Annotated in this window: 14 protein-coding genes and 2 pseudogenes; 11 read left to right on the forward strand and 5 right to left on the reverse strand. The window is 71.1% G+C overall.

What is annotated here, in order from left to right; translation table 11 throughout:
- Positions 1–124 precede the first annotated feature (124 nt).
- Both OG978_RS05630 and OG978_RS05635 read left to right on the forward strand, forming a co-directional pair.
- Positions 125–688: a hypothetical protein gene (locus OG978_RS05630; RefSeq protein ID WP_326764124.1), complete on the forward strand. Its 564-nt coding sequence runs from the start codon at positions 125–127 to the stop codon at positions 686–688.
- Between the two features lie 240 nt (positions 689–928).
- On the forward strand, positions 929–4,411 hold the full coding sequence (locus OG978_RS05635) for a M28 family peptidase (RefSeq protein ID WP_326769938.1): 3,483 nt from the start codon (positions 929–931) through the stop codon (positions 4,409–4,411).
- A gap of 60 nt (positions 4,412–4,471) precedes the next feature.
- On the opposite strand, the gene OG978_RS05640 is transcribed toward OG978_RS05635, so the two are convergent.
- On the reverse strand, positions 4,472–5,917 hold the full coding sequence (locus OG978_RS05640) for a helix-turn-helix transcriptional regulator (RefSeq protein WP_326764125.1): 1,446 nt from the start codon (positions 5,915–5,917) through the stop codon (positions 4,472–4,474).
- A 96-nt stretch (positions 5,918–6,013) separates the two neighbouring features.
- Between OG978_RS05640 and OG978_RS05645 the strand changes: the two genes are divergently transcribed.
- From OG978_RS05645 to OG978_RS05670, 6 genes are all read left to right on the forward strand, one after another.
- Positions 6,014–6,460, forward strand: a complete 447-nt coding sequence (locus OG978_RS05645; RefSeq protein WP_326764126.1) for a LysR substrate-binding domain-containing protein — start codon at positions 6,014–6,016, stop codon at positions 6,458–6,460.
- A gap of 401 nt (positions 6,461–6,861) precedes the next feature.
- Complete coding sequence (locus OG978_RS05650) at positions 6,862–7,818, forward strand: DUF3048 domain-containing protein (RefSeq protein WP_326764127.1); 957 nt, start codon at positions 6,862–6,864, stop codon at positions 7,816–7,818.
- Positions 7,819–7,885: 67 nt separating this feature from the next.
- On the forward strand, positions 7,886–8,317 hold the full coding sequence (locus OG978_RS05655; RefSeq protein WP_326764128.1) for a pyridoxamine 5'-phosphate oxidase family protein: 432 nt from the start codon (positions 7,886–7,888) through the stop codon (positions 8,315–8,317).
- Positions 8,318–8,521: 204 nt separating this feature from the next.
- The gene (locus tag OG978_RS05660) at positions 8,522–9,184 is read left to right on the forward strand and encodes a DedA family protein (protein ID WP_326764129.1); all 663 of its coding nucleotides are present in this window, start codon (positions 8,522–8,524) and stop codon (positions 9,182–9,184) included.
- Between the two features lie 374 nt (positions 9,185–9,558).
- Positions 9,559–10,695: a sensor histidine kinase gene (locus OG978_RS05665; protein ID WP_326769939.1), complete on the forward strand. Its 1,137-nt coding sequence runs from the start codon at positions 9,559–9,561 to the stop codon at positions 10,693–10,695.
- The gene (locus OG978_RS05670) at positions 10,695–11,330 is read left to right on the forward strand and encodes a response regulator transcription factor (protein ID WP_326769940.1); all 636 of its coding nucleotides are present in this window, start codon (positions 10,695–10,697) and stop codon (positions 11,328–11,330) included. The genes OG978_RS05665 and OG978_RS05670 overlap by 1 nt, the downstream gene beginning before the upstream one ends.
- A 25-nt stretch (positions 11,331–11,355) precedes the next feature.
- On the opposite strand, the pseudogene OG978_RS05675 reads toward OG978_RS05670, so the two are convergent.
- Positions 11,356–11,931: pseudogene (locus OG978_RS05675) on the reverse strand (M20/M25/M40 family metallo-hydrolase); the annotation flags it as partial.
- A gap of 2 nt (positions 11,932–11,933) precedes the next feature.
- A pseudogene (locus OG978_RS05680) lies at positions 11,934–12,227 on the reverse strand (amino acid:proton antiporter); the annotation flags it as partial.
- Positions 12,228–12,627: 400 nt separating this feature from the next.
- On the opposite strand from OG978_RS05680, the gene OG978_RS05685 reads away from it, so the two are divergent.
- Positions 12,628–13,956 (forward strand): geranylgeranyl reductase family protein, encoded by a 1,329-nt coding sequence (locus OG978_RS05685; RefSeq protein ID WP_326764130.1) that lies wholly within the window; start codon positions 12,628–12,630, stop codon positions 13,954–13,956.
- 321 nt (positions 13,957–14,277) lie between these two features.
- Here OG978_RS05685 and OG978_RS05690 read toward each other — a convergent pair whose 3' ends face one another.
- Entirely contained in the window at positions 14,278–15,078 is an 801-nt protein-coding gene (locus OG978_RS05690; protein WP_326764131.1) for a LysR family substrate-binding domain-containing protein, read from the reverse strand.
- A gap of 37 nt (positions 15,079–15,115) precedes the next feature.
- Here OG978_RS05690 and OG978_RS05695 point away from each other — a divergent pair, with 37 nt between their 5' ends.
- Positions 15,116–15,529: a DUF5997 family protein gene (locus OG978_RS05695; RefSeq protein WP_326764132.1), complete on the forward strand. Its 414-nt coding sequence runs from the start codon at positions 15,116–15,118 to the stop codon at positions 15,527–15,529.
- 46 nt (positions 15,530–15,575) lie between these two features.
- Here the strand turns inward: OG978_RS05695 and OG978_RS05700 are convergent, their stop codons facing one another.
- The gene (locus OG978_RS05700; RefSeq protein WP_326764133.1) at positions 15,576–16,094 is read right to left on the reverse strand and encodes a nucleoside deaminase; all 519 of its coding nucleotides are present in this window, start codon (positions 16,092–16,094) and stop codon (positions 15,576–15,578) included.
- 186 nt (positions 16,095–16,280) lie between these two features.
- On the opposite strand from OG978_RS05700, the gene OG978_RS05705 reads away from it, so the two are divergent.
- A complete protein-coding gene (locus OG978_RS05705) occupies positions 16,281–17,444 on the forward strand; it encodes an MFS transporter (RefSeq protein ID WP_326764134.1) in 1,164 nt (387 codons plus the stop codon).
- Positions 17,445–17,468 lie beyond the last annotated feature (24 nt).

The following is a 17,468-nucleotide window of genomic DNA, read 5'->3' on the forward strand; positions in this document are numbered from 1 at the left end:
ACGGGGGCCCGCCGGGCCGGTCCAGGTGGCGAGGTGTCAAACAACCGTCAGGACCCTCCGTCGCGACGTCAGCGGTTCGTCAACGCAGGCCCGTCGGACCGGTCGGCTGCCTAGCGTCACCTGCATGGAACGCCGCATCATCCGGAGCGCGCCCGGCCGTCGTACCGGCCGGGGAAAGCCTCCCCGCGACATGACCGCCCACGACCACGGCTGGACCGCGGACCTGCGCTTCGCGGTCCGTTGCGCCGTCGTGCTCCTCGGGATGCTGCTGGCCGTCGATGCGGCGGCCAGTCATCTCACCTGGCCGCGCGCCCTGTTGTGGACGGGGCTGGCCGCCCTGCTGTGTGCGGTCCTGGTGCCGCCACGGGTCCGCGCCGGCTCCGGGTGGCTCTCCTGCCGGGTCCTGTTGCGCGAGCGGACCGTGCGCACCGACCGGCTGGTGTCGGCGCGCTGGTCGGACGGCGTCGCCCAGCGCCTGGTGCTCCGGGACGCCGACGGCCGCCGGGTCGAGATCGACCCCGAGGTGTTCCTCGCGAATCCGGCGCTGTGGCACCGGCTGGACGAGGACGCCCGCGGCTGCGTGGAGCGCGGGACGCTGCGGTGCGGAGTGACGGCACTGCGGCAGTTGGCCGACCGCATCGACCGCAGGCACGCGCGAACGGTGTTCACGATCTCCGGACTGGAGTAACCACCCGGCGCACCGGAGCCGTTGTGCGATCCCACCACCGCGGCTTGACCAAACTTGCCAAGTCCCCCGGCACCCCTCGCAGTTCGTTGACGAGTCCATGGCGACGTGTGAGTGTTCGGTCGCTCGATCACGGACACCGGGACGCGGGCGGCCGACGACGGCCGGGGCAAGTGCGTCATCGTACGCGGCTGCCCGTGATCGAGGCCCCCGAATCAAGGAGCCTCGATGAAACTCAGACCGATGACGGCCGGGACGACCCTGGCCGTCCTCGCCGGAATGCTGGTCGTCACCGGCGGCCAGTCGGCATCCGCCGAACCGTCCCCGCCCGCCCCCTCCGCGCTCTCGGTCGCCGTTTCGGCGGCCGACCGGGCCGCCGCCAGTGGTCTCGACACCCTGGCGAAGGGGCCCGAGGAGCGGTACGAGCGCCAGATGGTGACCCCGTGGGTCAAGGGCATGTACTCCGTCGCGTACCAGCGCACCTACCGCGGCCTGCCGGTCGTCGGCGGGGACGCCGTCGTGGTGGCCGACTCCGAGGGCCGGGTCCGCGGCACCCAGTCCGCGGTGTCCCGGCGGATCAACGTGCCGACCACGCCGGCCGTTTCCGCCGGGGCGGCCGAGACCACCGCCCGCAAGAAGCTCCGTACGGTACAGCGGGTGGAGTCGCGCCGGCTCGTGGTCCGTGCCACGGAGAAATCCTCCAAGCTGGCGTGGGAGACGGTACTCACCGGCCGCACCGCCAAGGCCCCCAGCCGGCTGCATGTCTTCGTCGACGCGGGCACCGGCAAGGTGATCGACAGCTACGACGACGTCAAGGCGGGTACCGGCAACAGCCAGTGGAACGGTCCGTCACCGCTGGCCATCGACACCACCGCGTCGGGCAGCAGCTACTCGCTGCGCGATCCGAACCGGCCCGGTCTGAGCTGTGCCGACTACAGCACGGGCAGTGTCTTCACCAAGTCGAGCGACTCCTGGGGCACCGGCAACGCCTCCAGCAAGGAGACCGGTTGCGTCGACGTCATGTGGGCGGCGCAGCACGAGTGGAACATGCTCAAGGACTGGCTGGGCCGCAACGGGCACGACGGGAACGGCGGCAGCTGGCCGGTCAAGGTCGGGCTCAACGACGTCAACGCCTACTGGGACGGCTCGTCGGTCTCCATCGGCCACAACAACGCCAATCAGTGGATCGGCGCGATGGACGTGGTGGGCCACGAGTTCGGCCACGGCATCGACCAGTTCACGCCCGGCGGCGCCAACAACGAGTCCGGTCTCGGTGAGGCCACCGGCGACATCATGGGCGCCCTGACCGAGGCGTACACCAATGAGCCCGCTCCGTACGACGACCCCGACTACACCGTCGGCGAGAAGATCGACCTGGTCGGCGACGGGCCGATCCGGATCATGTACAACCCGGGGCAGATCGGCGACCCGAACTGCTACAGCTCCTCGATACCCAACACCGAGGAGCACGCCGCGGCCGGTCCGCTCAACCACTGGTTCTATCTGCTGGCCGAGGGCTCGAACCCGGGTGGCGGCAAGCCGTCCAGCCCCACCTGCAACAGCTCGTCGGTCACCGGTGTCGGCATCCAGAGCGCCGGCAAGGTCTTCTACGGCGGCATGCTGCTGAAGACGAGCGGGATGACGTACAAGCGCTACCGCACGGCCACGCTGACCGCGGCGAAGAACCTCGACCCGGGCTGTGTGCTCTTCGACCGGACCAAGGCCGCCTGGGACGCCATCAGCGTGCCCGCGCAGAGCGGCGACCCGACCTGTACGTCCAGTGGCAACAACGACTTCACGATGTCCCTGGACCCGGGGTCGGGCTCCGTGAAGCCGGGCAGTTCGGTGACGGCCACGGTGCGGACCGCGGTCAGCTCCGGTAGTGCGCAGACGGTCGGACTGACGGCGAGCGGCCTGCCGAGCGGTGTCACCGCGGCCTTCAGCCCGTCGTCGGTGCAGGCCGGGGCGTCCTCGACGATGACCGTGTCGGCGTCCGCGAACGCCACGCCCGGCGCGTACACCTTCACGGTGAAGGGTGACGGCACCCAGAGCCACACCGCGCAGTACACCCTGACCGTAGACAACGGGGGCGGCAATCCGGGCGGCAGTGCACCGGACATCAGCGTCGCCAATGTGCAGGCGCACCTCACGCAGCTGAACACCATCGCCACCCAGAACGGCGGCAACCGCCGGGCCGGCAGCGCCGGTTACACGGCCTCCGTCGCCTATGTGAAGAGCAAGCTGCAAGCCGCCGGCTACACCGTCAGCGAGCAGACCTGCACCAGCTGCACCTACCGCGGCAACAACCTGATCGCCGACTGGCCGGGCGGCCCGTCCGACCAGACGATCATGTTCGGCGCCCACCTGGACGGTGTCTCGGCCGGTCCCGGCATCAATGACAACGGCTCCGGTTCGGCCACCCTGCTGGAGAACGCGCTCGCACTGGCCCAGCGGAACCCGACCATGACCAAGCACGTCCGCTTCGCCTGGTGGAACGGCGAGGAGCAGGGCCTGCAGGGCTCCGAGTACTACGTCGGCCAGCTCACCTCCGCCCAGCGCAGCGCCATCAAGGCGTACTACAACTTCGACATGGTGGCCTCGACCAACGGCGGCTACTTCATCAACAACGTCGACTCGGCCGCCTCGGCGCCGATGAAGGAGTACTGGGACTCGCTGAACCTCGCGCCGGAGGAGAACGTCGAGGGCCAGGGCCGGTCCGACGACTACTCCTTCCAGCAGGGCGGCATCCCCACCTCGGGCTACGCGACCGGCGCCAGCGACACCAAGACGTCGGCACAGGCCACCAAGTGGGGCGGCACGGCGGGCCGTTCCTACGACTCCTGCTACCACTCGGCCTGTGACACCACGGCCAACATCAACGCGACGGCACTCGACCGCAGCGCCGACGGGGTCGCCTACACCGTGTGGAAGACCTCCGTCGGCACCACCGCGCCCGCCGACGACTTCTCCGTCTCGGTGAAGCCGGTCACCGGCAACGTCCAGCCGGGCGGCACGGTCACCGCGAGTGTGTCCACCGCGACGACCGGCGGCTCCGCGCAGACCGTGAAGCTGACGGCCTCCGGCGCGCCGAGCGGTGTCACCGTCTCGTTCGACCCGGCCTCCGTGCAGTCGGGCTCGTCCTCGACGATGACCGTCTCCGCCGGGGCCCAGGCCGCGGCGGGCACGTACACCGTCACGGTGACCGGGACCGGCACGGCCACCCACGCCACCACGTACTCGCTCGTCGTCGGTGGCGGCGGCAGCTGCCAGGCCCGCCAGGTCGTCGCCAACGGCGGCTTCGAGGACGGCGTCGAGCCGTGGACCCAGACGGACGGTGTGATCAACAACCGGACATCGGAGAAGCCGGCCCACACGGGCGCGTACACGGCCTGGTTCGGGGGCTGGGGATCCACGCACTCGGACACGGCCTCGCAGTCGCTGACCATTCCGTCGGGCTGCTCGACGTACAAGCTGTCGTTCTATCTGCGCACCGACACGGACGAGTCGGCGGGCGACCCGACCGCGTACGACACGTTCACCGTGAAACTGGGCACCAAGACGCTCGCGACGTACTCCAACGTGGACGCCGAGGGTTCCTACGCCCAGAAGACCTTCGACGTCGGCGCCTTCGCCGGCCAGACGGTCACCCTCGGATTCACCAGCAGTGAGGATGCCTATCTGCAGACCAGCTTCGTCGTGGACGACGTGACGCTGAACGCCGGTTGATCCTCCGTCAATGAACCATCCGGGGCGGGGCGTGTGCACACACGTCCCGCCTCCGGTGTGTCAGCGGACGACGGCCGCCAGCCGGCGGGTGAAGTCGTCGGTCTCCGGCCGGTTGTCGTGCCGGGCCGCCAACCGGCTGTGCAGTCCGCGCAGTTCCTGCCCCAGCAGCGTCGACGCGGTGACCTCGGTGGTGTCCAGAACCGGTCCGGCGATGGCGATCGCCGCCTGCGGGTCCTGGGCGCAGGCATGGGCGTCCGCCATCCGTACCAGGAACAGCATCCGTGCCGAGTGCATCCCCGGCGGGAGCAGACCCAGCGCGGTGCGGGCCGCCCCCACCGCGCGCAGCGCCAGCCGGCGGTCCCCGGTCGCCGCGGCGAGGTCCCGCAGCGCCCCGGCGGCGCCGGACTCCACCCGCAGGCGTACGGAGGCGACGGACAGCCAGGGCGCCTCCGTCTCGTCCTGTTCCCCGACCCGGTCCAGCTGCGACCAGGCACGGTCGATGTGGCCCAGGGTCTGCCGCGCGTCGCCCCGTACCGCGTGTCCGCGCGCCAGGTACAGATCGCTCATCGCGCCCGCCCAGTACCGGCCGGCGGCCGCCTGCCGGATCGCGCCTCCGTAGGCGAGGGCGGACGGGCCGTCGCCCTCCAGCCGCGCCAGTGTGCTCATGTCGCTGAGCGCGGCCACCTCCGTTCCGACATGACCGGCCAGCCCTGCCCAGACCAGCGACCGGTCGAGCCAGGCCATCGCCGTCGCGTTGCGGCCCCACAGCAGCCGCAGGCAGCCGGCCGACTGAGCGTACTCGGCGGCCAGTGGGGCGAGTTGGCGTTGGTACGGCGCCGCGGGCAGCGCCATCCAGCGGAGCATGGCGTGCAGGGTGCGCTCGACCACGGCGGTCGCTCCGGGCCAGGCGCGCTCCTCGTCGGCCCGCAGGCAGACGGCGAGCAGCGCCGTCAGGGCATGCACCGTGTCGATGTCCAGCGCGGGGCACGACACGGTGGCCGGGCCGAGGGAGCAGAAGGCCGAGTGCAGGGCGATGACGTCGGCGAGCACGGGGACGGTGCAGCCGTCACGCCCGTGCACCGGGCACATCAGCCCGTAGCTGGGCAGACGGCTGGGCAGGACGATGTCCGGCGGCAGCATCGCGAGCAGGGCACCTCCTGCGGGCTCCCCGGGCAGCGGGCCCTGCCGTGCGGGGGCCGGTGCGGGAAGTACTGCCGCGCTCTCCTCGCCCGTACCGCCCGCGTCCTCGGCCTCCGCCGCCTCGCAGGCGGCGAGGAGGGCACCGCCCGCCGCCATCAGCTCGTCCAGCCTGCGGGCCAGCGGCAGCGGTGTCCTGCGGGTGCCGTGCTCCAGTTTGCTGATGGCGGTGTGGTCGTAGCCGACTCGGGCACCCACCTGGGCCTGGGTGAGCCCGGCGCGCCTGCGCCACTGACGCAACCGGGCGCCGAAGGCTCGCCACGCCTCCGCCGTACGGGCATCCGGCGCGGGGCCCATGCCCTCGGTCACCCGGAACTCCGCGGAGCCCCGCCGGATACTCCACCCGTGCCACGCTCATGGCTCATAGCCGGGAAGGATAGCGAGCGCGCGGGCGGGCTGTCCCCTGTGCGACGGGAAGACGGCGCCACCGCGCAACTCCCTTGCCCGGACGGCCGGTCAGGAGGGGCCTCGGTGGCCCTGCACGAGCTCGTGGGCGAGCCACTGATCCTGCTCGACCGGTCGTTCCGGCCCCGGCTCGTCCTCCAGGAGGCGCTGACCGCCGACGGGCTGGTCGACGGCGATGTCGTCGAGTGCGGAAACGCCCAGGTGGCCCAAGCGCTGGCGGCGGCCGGGCGGGGCATCGCCGTGGTTTCCGACGATCCGCGTTTCGGGCTGGTGGGCGTGCCCATCAGCGCGGTCAGGCACCCGCTGGACATCCGGCTCTTCGCGGTCTGGGACCGGCGGCACCATGCCGCAGGAATGCTCTCGGACATGTCGCGCAGGCTCCAGGACATCCGTGTGGATCGGTACGGCGAACAGATCCTGCCCGAGGCCGGCGGCAGCACAATTTGAACCGACGGTCCGTCATGTCATGCGGGCCGTAAGCAGGATGGGAGCAGCGACCGTTCGGACCCCGTGACCCGAAGATTCATGCGGGAGCCGCATGAACGGCTCACGCGCCGGGCATATGACGGGAGACCGACAGGGGTGGTGGCAATGGGCCGCATCAGGATCGTCCGACGACCGCAACTGCCGTCCCGCCCGCCGCCCCTCGACCTGAGGACCCCGTCGGGCCGCCCGTTGCCGTACTGAGCGCGGGGCCCGACGCCTCGCTGTACGCCGCCGAGGACCGTCCGCCCTGCCCCGTGGGAACCCCTGGGGCGCCCTTCTGCGTGATGATGGGCAGGGAGCCGTCGCGGCGAGCGGCCACAGCCGGAGGCGTCGCGTCGGCCGACTCGGAAGGGGTGGCCGTCATGCATTCATTCGGGACGCGGAGGCCGGGCACGGCATCAGCACTCGCACTGGCACTGCTCATCGCCGCACTGGCGGGCTGCCAGGGCGGGGGAACGACTTCCCCGCCGAGCAGCCCCGAGCCATCCACGCCTGCCGGATCACGCGCCCACGTCCTCGCCGTGAAGATCGACAATCTCGGTCCTGCCCGCCCGCAGACCGGGCTCGACAAGGCGGACATCGTCTATGTGGAGCAGGTCGAGGCCGGTCTCAGCCGCATACTCGCCGCCTACTCGTCCCGGCTGCCGCCCGTGGTCGGCCCGGTGCGCAGCGCCCGGGAGACGGATCTGGAACTGCTCCGCCAGTTCGACCGGCCGACGCTCGCCTTCTCCGGGGCCCAGGCCAAGCTCCTCCCGGCCATCGCGGCGGCCCCGTTGGATCCGCTGCCTCCCGAGAAGGCCCCGAACGCGTACTTCCGCGGCAGCGACCGCGCGGCACCGCACAACCTGTATCTGCGCCCCGGCCGGACACCGCACGCCACAACCGGCGTGAACGCGGCCGAGGACATCGGGGTGCGTTTCGCCGCAGCCGTGCCGGGCGGCAAACCGGTCGCCGGTCGCACGGTGCGGTATCCGGCGGCGCGCTTCACATTCACCTGGTCCGCCGAACGGCGCCAGTGGCTCGTTTCCATGGACGGCACCCCGGCCCGCACGGCGGAAGGCGCCCGGCTCGGCGCGGCCGATGTGGTGGTGCAGTACGTGACCGTGCGCCCCTCGCTGTATCAGGACCGGTGGGGCAGCACGTCCCCGTACACCCGGACCGTGGGCTCCGGCGCCGCCGTGGTGCTGCGCAACGGCAAGGAGTACGACGTCCGTTGGTCACGGCCGGCGGCCGGTTCCGCGACCGCCTTCACCACCCGGGACGGTGAGCGCATGACGTTCGCGCCGGGCCAGGTCTGGATCGTCTTCGCACAGAAATGATGGACGCCCGGACCGCAGTGCGCAGTCTCAGTAGCCGGCAGAGGCTCATCATCGACATGATCAAGGCATGACAGAGCGAGAGTTCGATGTCGACGCCTTCCTCTCTCAGCCGCTCACCGCCCGGGTGGCGACCAACGGGCCGACCGTGCGGCCGACGTGGTTTCTCTGGGAGGAAAGAGCCTTCTGGATCCTGACCGGCCCCTGGGCGAGACTGCTGAGCCACGTCCAGGCCGACCCCTCGATCGCCCTCGTCGTCGACGTGTGTGATGTCGGCACGGGTCTGGTCAGACAGGTCATCGCCCGCGGGAATGCGGAGATCCTGCCCTTCGACGTGGCTCGGGGCCGGCGCAAGCTCAACCGGTATCTCGGTGCGGACGACGTGGAGTGGGACGACCGTTTCCGGCACTACCTGCTCGACGACCCGGCTGAACGAGGAACTGTCTGGCTGAGGTTGCGCCCCGACTCCCTGGTCGCGAAGGACCTCAGCTATTCCGTCTGAGTACTGCTGAGACAGAGACAGAGAGCAGAGGCGGTCAACTGCACTGTCCGACCGCGGTTACGGAAAACCGCAGGGTGGCGGGTGCGGAGAACAGCACTTGGTCGGGTGGCAATCCTCGTACCGGCGCCGGTCGTCGATTCCTAGCGTTGCCGGTGAGGCGCGGCGGACTTCTCGCGCCTCACCACAACGGCCAGGAGTCAGTTCATGGATTTCGTCATTCTGGGTCTCCCCCAGGAACCCGCGGGCGGTGTCGCCGGCTGGGCAGCCGACCTCGTCGACACCATGGGAGGTCCGGGAGCCGGCCTCGCCATCGCCCTGGAGAATCTCTTTCCGCCACTGCCCAGCGAGGTCATTCTCCCGCTGACCGGCTTCGCGGCGGGGCAGGGTGTCATCACTCTGGCCTCCGCGCTCTTCTGGACCACGCTGGGTTCGGTGGTGGGCGCGGTGGCTCTCTACTGGATCGGAATGCTCTTCGGCCGCGAGCGCATGCACGCTATCTGGGCGAGGCTCCCGCTGGTGAAGAGTTCCGATCTGGAACGTACGGAACGGTGGTTCGCCAGGCACGGTACCAAGGCCGTCCTCCTCGGCCGCATGGTGCCGATCTTCCGCAGTCTCATCTCCGTGCCCGCCGGCGTGGAGCGCATGTCGCTGCCGCTCTTCGTGACACTGACCGCGCTGGGCAGCCTGATGTGGAACTCGGTGCTCGTGATGGCCGGTTACTGGCTCGGCGACCGGTGGGATCTGGTGGAGACCTATGTCGGGGTCCTGTCCAAGGCCGTTCTCGTCCTGGTCCTGGTGGCCTTCGCCGGGTACCTGACCGTGCGGTTGCGGTCCCGCGGCCGGGCGCAGCACCGCCGGGTCCATTGAGCCCGGCGTCAGGGGCCCCCACTCCGGCGGTCTCCCGTGCCCGGTCGGAACGATCTTGCCGTGGTCATGCCGCACGGCTAGGGTCTTTCGTTCGGATCAGGTCGGATCAGGGAGTGGGGTCCGGTGCCGTGCATCGCAAGGCGGAGGACGGAGGCAGATGGGGTCTCCCCTGCTCGAGCGGAGCCGAGAGCTCGGGGAAGGAGCCCTGGCGACCGACGACAACGCGGCAAGGCGCGGCACCGGGGCACGCGAGCCCGGTGTCGTCCAGACGAGAGGCCCTGGGGTCGGCAGGCGTGGAGGGGGACTTCGCGGACGGTGCGACCGGTCATGTTCCGGGTCTGACCGGCCCGTGGCGCGAGGAGGCGGGTGACGTCGTGGGGCACCCGTATCCATGGCCCCGCAGAGCAGCGGGCGCGCTGCTCGGCTGCTGCACCGCCCTGGTCGGGCTGCTGTATTTCGCCGTGCCGGGCTTGTTGTCGCTGCCGTTCGTGCTGTGGCCCCGTACCCGGCTGCGCGCTCTGGCCCTGCTGAGTGCCGGGGCGCGCAGGCTCACCGGCCTGGAACGGATCCGCCGCAGTGTCTTCTTCGGCGATGTGTTCCCGGCACACCACGCGTCCGACCGGGATGTCCTTCGGTATCTGGCCGCCCGCACCTGCGCGGGGACCCTGTTCGCCGGGGTGCTCGCACTGCTGGGATACGGGGGTGCGCTGGCCGGACTGCTGGCCGCGGGTGTGCTCCGCGACCCCACCGACTGGCAGGGGCTGCTGCCCCAGGCGGTCCTCGGCGGTGTCCTGCTCTTCCTGGACCTCCAGGGGCTCTTCTCGCTGAACGCACTCGACACCCGGTTGGCACGCGATCATTTCGGGCCCTCCGAGCGGGAGTTGCTGGAGCGGCGCATCGCCGAACTGGCCGCCAGCCGGGCCGGTGTGCTCCGGGCGGTCGACGCGGAACGCAGGCGCATCGAACGCGATCTCCACGACGGCGTACAGCAGCGGCTGGTGGCTCTGGCCATGCTGCTGGGCCGGGCCCGCCGCAACCGGACGCCCGAGCAGGCCGAGTTGCTGCTTCGGCAGGCCCACCATGCCTCCCAGGAGGTCCTCACCGAACTGCGCGAAGTGGCCTGGCGCGTCTACCCGTCGGCACTCGACGACCTGGGGCTCGAAGAGGCGCTCGGCGGGGTGGCCCAACGCTGCGGCATCCCCCTGCACATCGAGTTCGACCTGCCGCTGCCACTGCCCCGGCCGGTGGAGACCGCCGCCTACTTCGTGGTCTGCGAGGCCGTGACCAACGCGGCCAAGCACTCCCGGGCAACCCGCATCCGGGTGAGCGTCGGGGGCGACGGGGACCGGGTGTCCGTGTCCGTCGAGGACAACGGCACCGGTGGCGCGGATCCCCTGGGCGGCGGACTGTCCGGGCTGCGCAGCCGGGTGGACGCGCTGGATGGCCGGCTGTACATCGACAGCCCCTGCGGGGGCCCCACCACGATCACCGCGGAGTTGCCGTGCGCGTAATGCTCGCCGAGGACTCGACCCTGCTCAGAGAGGGTCTCGCCCTGCTGCTCGCGGAGGAGGGGCATGAGGTCCTCGCCTCGGTGGGTGACGGCACCTCCCTCGTCCGGGCGGTCGAGGCGGACCCGCCGGACCTCGTCGTCGTCGATATCAGGATGCCCCCGACCCACACCGACGAGGGGCTGCGGGCCGCGCTGGAGATCCGCGAGCGCTGGCCCCTGGTCGGTGTGCTGGTGCTCTCCCAGCACGTGGAGCGCAACTACGCGGTCCGGCTGCTGTCCCAGAACGCCGAGCGGGTCGGCTATCTGCTCAAGGACCGGGTCGCGCAGGTCGACGAGTTCCTGGAATCGCTGGAACGGATCCACGCGGGCGGGGCGTCCATCGACGCGGAAGTCGTACGGCAGTTGGTGGTCCGGACCACGCACGTCGACCCGTTGGCCAGGCTGACTCCCCGGGAGCGCAGTGTCCTGCAGGAGCTGGCGCAGGGCCGCAGCAACGCGGCCATCGCGCAGCAGCTGCACATCTCGCTCAGTTCGGTCGAGAAGAACCTGAACGCGGTCTTCGAGAAGCTCGATCTGCCACGCACCACCGGCTACAGCCGGCGGGTGCTGGCAGTCCTGCGCTATCTGGAGTCCTAGGCCCTCCGGCGGGTTCGGCCACCGCTCAGTTCCGCCGTGCCGCGCCGTACCGGCTCAGGAAGAGGGCCTCGACATGGGCCATGTGCTGGATCTCGGTGGGGTCGACGCTCTCGTTGGGGGCGTGGATGAGGCACTGCGGTTCCTCCACGCCCATCAGGATGATCTCGGCACGGGGATACGCGCTGGTGAAGACGTTGCACAGCGGGATGGAGCCGCCCTGGCCGAGGGCGGCCATCGGCTTTCCGTAGACATCGGCCATGGCCCGGCCCAGGGTCGCGTAGGCCGGACCGTCGGTGGCGGCCCGGAACGGTGCGCCGGTCCCCTCCGGTTCGACCGAGACCCGGGCGCCCCACGGGGCGGCCTTCTCCAGGTGGGTGGTCAGGGCCAGCAGGGTTGCATCCTCGTCCGTTCCCGGCGGTACGCGCAGGCTCACCCGGGCCCGTGCGGTGCCCTGGATGGCGGCGGACGAGCCGACGACCGGCGGGCAGTCGATGCCCAGGACGGTGACGGCGGGGCGGGCCCAGAGCCGGTCGGAGACGGTGCCGGAACCGGTGAGCGACACCCCGTCCAGCACGTCGGCGTCGCGGCGGAACTGCTCCTCACCTTGGACAGCCCCTCGCTCACCCAGCGGTAGACACCGCCGTTGCACCCCGACGCCAGCTCGGCGGAGACCAGCGCCGTCGGCATCAGGAACACGATCGCCGGGACGACATAGAGGAAGACGCAGGCCAGTCCGTACACGGCCATCGTCGGGGCGGACCGCAGGCTGGCCACCGAGGCGGTGGTCATCAGCGCCAGCGTGACCCAGGTCATCCCCGGCACCGCGGGCTTCTTGGCCCGTGGCTGCGATGCGGGGATCTCCGACTCGGCTTCCGAGGGGACGTCCATGGTGCTCATACGGCACTCCTTGCGGCGGCAGAACTGTGCTGGCGGGAAGGGGCGACGGAACTCATGCGGCGGCGCGGCGGGTGCGGACGGGACGGAGCCTCGGCGTGCGGCGGCGCGGCGGTGCCGGGTGACGCGGCGTCGGCCGGTGCGGCGGTGCCGGAACCCTCGGGGAGTTGCGATCGCGTAAGAGTCTTCGACCCACCGGACGACGCTCCATCAGAGTGCCCCTTTCACCCGAGCAGCTGGTCAGCAAGGGTAAATTGTCACGGTTTCAGACGTTTCGCATCTTGAGGTCCGCACAGGATGGCGCCGGATTTCCGGACCGGGCTCCGCACCGGCCGCCCTTGATCGATGATGAAACGGATGACTGCCGTCCCCGGTACGGCACCGGCTCCAGGAAGGGGTTCCCATGCGGGAAACGACGCCAGACCGGTCCGAGTCGGACGCCCGGTCCGACCACGGCCCGGACGAGGAGGCCCAGGTGATCGTGGTGGGGGCGGGGCCCGCGGGATCGGCCGCGGCCTTCCACCTCGCCAGGGCGGGCGTCGATGTCCTGCTGCTGGAGAAGTCCCACTTCCCCCGGGAGAAGGTGTGCGGGGACGGTCTGACGCCGCGTGCGGTGCACCAGCTCATCAGGATGGGCGTCGACATCAAGGCTCCGGGGTGGACCCGTTCGCGCGGTATGCGCTGGGTGGCCGGGGACCATCAGGTGCACATCGACTGGCCCGCGCTCGGCCGCTACCCGGACTTCGGCCTCTCGCGCAGCCGGCACGATTTCGACGACATCCTCGCCCGGCACGCCGTCGCCGCCGGAGCGCGGCTGCGCAGCGGTGTGAAGGTGACCGAGCCGCTGACCGACCGGGCCGGACGCATCACCGGTGTCACCGCCGTCACCGAGGCGAAGGAGCCCCTGTCCTTCCACGCACCGATCGTGATCGCCGCCGACGGCGCCTCCGCCCGCCTCGCCCTCGCCATGGGGCTGCAGCGGGACACGAGCAGGCAGATCGCGACGGCCGCCCGCCGCTACTACCGCAGTCCCGAGCGCTCCCAGGAGGAGTACCTGGAGTTGTGGGCGGACCTCCGGTTCCCCGGGAGCGATCACTACCTGCCCGGATATGGCTGGATCTTCCCCATGGGCGACGGCCGCGTCAACGTCGGTCTCGGCGCGCTGCCGCACCGACGGCACGGAAAGGCGGACCTGCGCGCCACGTTGGACGAGTGGCTGGCCCGTACTCCCGAGGCCTGGGGACTGCGCGAGGAGAACGCGGAGGGCCCCGTCCGCAGCGCGGCCCTTCCGCTGGGCTTCAACCGCCATCCCCTCTACACCCGCGGGCTCCTGCTCGTCGGCGACTCCGGAGGCATGATCAGCCCCTGGAACGGCGAGGGGATCGGCCAGGCCATGGAAGCCGGTGAGGTCGCCGCCGAGACCGCCACGCTGGCCCTCGCCCTGCCCCGGGGACCCAGGCGCGAGCAGGTGCTGCGCGGCTACCCGGTCGAGATGAACCGCCGCTGGGGGCGCTACTACCGCCTCGGCAACACGGCCGCCGATCTGGTCTTCAGCCGTTCCGGTTTCCAGCCGGTCCTCAACCGTTACGTCATGGGGTCGCCGTTCCTGCTCAACACCCTGGCCCGGCTGCTCACCAACCTCACGGACAAGCCCTCGCACGACCTGGTCGACCATCTGCTCAACGGCGTCGTGCGTCTTGTACCGGAACCGAAGGTGCGGCGCAGGCGCTGAGGCGGGCCGGTGCGGCGGCCAGCAGGCCGTAGCGGTCGTCCCGGTTCGGATCGGTCAGCCTGACCTGGCCGCCCCAGCGGTCGCCCTTCTCGGCGGTGCCGGGAATGAGGCCGCGACAACGGCGGCCGAACGGTACTTGCGCACGAGCGGCTCCTTGGTCCAAGGATGACCGGGCGGGTGCGGGGGCAGTGGCCTGAAAGGGCCCGTTCCTGTCCGGCGTCCTGTTTGACCGCGCGTGAGGCAAAAGGGTTGTACGGAGAGCGCGCCGCGGTCAGGACTCCGCCCGCCCCGGGCCGACGGCCGGGGCGGTGCGTGCCGGCCCTACGGCCGACGGCGGGGCTTGCCTCGCTTGGCGGCCTTGGGGCCACCGGAGCCGGTCCGCGGGCTCTTCCCGCCCGACTTGCCGGTCGTCTTGCTGCCCGACTTGCCGGTCGTCTTGCCGGCTGCGGGCTTCCGCCGCGCACCGCTCGCATCGGCGCGCTTGCTCTTCGGCTGCTGCGCCGGGGGCTTGGGGCGGCCCCTCGTGCTGTTGACGGTCCGCCCCCGGACGATCCCGATGAACTCCTCCACCAGATCGGTGGTCTCGTCCTCCAGCCACGACAGCGCGACGCCCGATTCAGGGGCGTCCGAAACCGGCCGGTACGTGAGGTCCTTGCGGTGGTGGAGGCGGGCGAGCGACTGCGGTACGACGAGCAGCCCCACCCCCGCCGCCACCAGCTCGACGGCGTCCGCCGTGGTGGCGGGACGCTCGATGGCGGGCCGTCCCGGGCGCTGCTCCCAGGCGAGGGTGTCGTCGAGGGGGTGCAGCACGATGTCATCGGCCAGGTCCGCGGCGGAGACCTCGTCGACCGTCGCCATGACGTGGTCCTTCGGGACCACGACCACCGTCGTCTCGGTATAGAGGGGGATGGCGCTGAGGGCCGTCCGGTCGATCGGCAGCCGTACGAGACCGGCGTCGGCCGCACGCCCCCGCAGCGCGTCGGACGCCTCGGCGGCCGACACCCCCACGAGGGTCAGCGGGACGTCGGGCAGCCGCTCGTTCCAGATCCGCACCCACTTGCCGGGGGTCACCCCCGGGACATAAGCGAGCCGGAACGAAGGGGTTTCTTCCGAGCTTGTCACTCCGCCAGGTTACCGGCCCTGGTCAGAGGTAGCGCACATGCTCGATACCCTTGTCGGCATGACGTCGCACAAGACCGCCCAGACGATGAAGCCCGCAACCGCGGCAAAGAAGCTGGGTGTGTACCTCGAGGCCACCCCCACCGAGTTCCAGGAGGGTGTCGTCTCACGCACCGAGCTGAACGCACTGCAGGCCGAGCCGCCCGAGTGGCTGCAGGAACTGCGACGCAACGGCCCGCACCCCCGGCCGGCGGTCGCCGCGAAGCTGGGCATCTCGATCTCGGGTCTCGCCCGTGGCGGGATCACCGAGGCCCTCACGACGGAGCAGATCGACGCGCTGAAGGACGAAGCCCCCGACTGGCTCCAGCAGGAACGCGCCACCCAGGCGGAGGTCCGGAAGGAAGCGGTGCGCATCAAGGAGAAGAACGCGGCGCGCGACGACCGTCAGGCCTGATCCGCCGGGCAGGCCTCTGGCCCTGATCCGCCGGCCGGGCAGGCCCTTATCCGTCGATGTCCATGTCGACGCCCAGCAGCCGGGCGTGCAGCGCGCGGACCTCGTCGGCGAGCGACGGCTCGGGGCCTGCCACCGGGATGCCCGGAGCGACGGTGTTGATGGGAAGGGCCGCGACCGGCCCCGCGTCGAAGCCCCAGCTCCGGCGCCACGCCACGAGTTGTTCGCTGCTCGACGCGTACACGATGCGGCCCAGGCCGACCCAGGCGTGGGCCGCGCTGCACATCGGGCAGTGCTCACCGGATGTGTAGACGACGCTGGTGCGCCGCTCCTGCGGGGACAGGTTCTCGGCCGCCCAGCGCGCGATCTCGAACTCCGGGTGGCGGGTCGCGTCGCCGTCCTTGACCCTGTTGCGGTCCTGGAACCGGACCGTGCCGTGCTCGTCCACGAGGAGCGAGCCGAACGGCTCGTCACCGGCCGTGAGCGCCTCGCGTGCGAGGTCGACACAACGGCGGAGGAACTCGCGGTCCCCCTCTGTGACAGTCCGTGACTCGTTCACTGTGCTCATGAGCACCAGGCTAACAGCCCAACGGTATACCATTTGCGTCACAGTGGACGGCCTCGCTGCGGCCCTCCTTCACATGCCGACCGGGCCGCGACAGCCGGTCCGTCGACGGCGCCACGGAGGCACGAGCCAGTGAGGAATGCTCCGGCGAACAGCGCCGCGCGGGGAACGGTCTGGAACGCACCGGGCATGCCCGCACTGCTGCTCCTGACGGCCACGGGATTCTCGGGCTTCGCGGTACTGCTGCCCACCGCGCCGCTCTGGGCCGTGCACGGCGGGGCCGACGCCGCCGGCGCCGGTTCGGTCAACGCGGTCCTGATGCTCTGCACCGTGTTCGCCCAGACCCTGGTTCCGACGGCGATACGCCGCCTCGGCTGGCGGACCACCCTGGTCTGCGGGATGGTCCTGCTCGGCGCACCCGCGCTCCCGCACCTGCTGACCACGGACCTCGGCGTGGTGCTCGCCCTGTCCGCGGTCCGCGGACTCGGGTTCGGGGTGCTCACGGTCTGCGGCGCCACCGCCGTCGCCGAACTCGTCGAGCCCGCACGGCGCGGGAAGGCGGTCGGTGCGTACGGTCTGGCGATCGCGGGGCCTCAGTTCATCCTGGTCTCGACCGCGTCCTGGGCCGCGGAGAACCTCGGCTTCGAGGTCGTGTTCGCGGTCGGCGCGCTGCCCCTGCTCGGCGTACTGCCCGCACTGCGGCTCGCCCGCCGACTGAGCGGGCACCCGGCCGGGACCGAGGACCCGCCGCACCGGGACGCCGCGGAGGGCGGGCGCGCCGCGTACCTTCCTCTCCTCCCGCCGATGCTGCTCCTGCTCGGTGCCACAACGGCCGGTGGCGCCCTGATCACCTTCGCCCCGCAGATGAGCAGCGACCCCACCGCGACGCTGGCCGGGCTGCTGCTCCTGACGGGAACGGCGGCCGTCTCCCGTTGGCGGTTCGGGGCTCTGGCCGACCGGTACGGCACCCGGCCGTTCCTCTGGCCGCTCGTGATCGTCACGGCCGTCGGGCTCATCCTGACGGCCTGGGCGGTCAGCGAACCGGAGGCGACGGGCGTGGTTCCGCTGCTGGCCGGGATGGCCCTGGCCGGGGTCAGCTACGGCGGACTCCAGAACCTGACCCTGGTGGATGCCTTCGCCGCCGTCGACCGCCGGTCCAGCGGTGTCGCGAGCGCCGTGTGGAACATCGGATTCGATGCCGGAACGGGACTGGGTGCCCTGCTCGTCGGCTACCTCGCGACGGGCGCCTCGTTCTCCCTGGCACTCGTGGCCACGGCCGTGCTCTCCCTCGTCACGCTGCCCCTCGCCTTCGCCCGTCGACGCGGCACCGGCCCCCGCCACTCGGCCGGCTGAACCGAGGCATTTGGTATACCATCG

The sequence above is a fragment of the Streptomyces sp. NBC_01591 genome, assembly GCF_035918155.1.
Classification (GTDB): domain Bacteria; phylum Actinomycetota; class Actinomycetes; order Streptomycetales; family Streptomycetaceae; genus Streptomyces.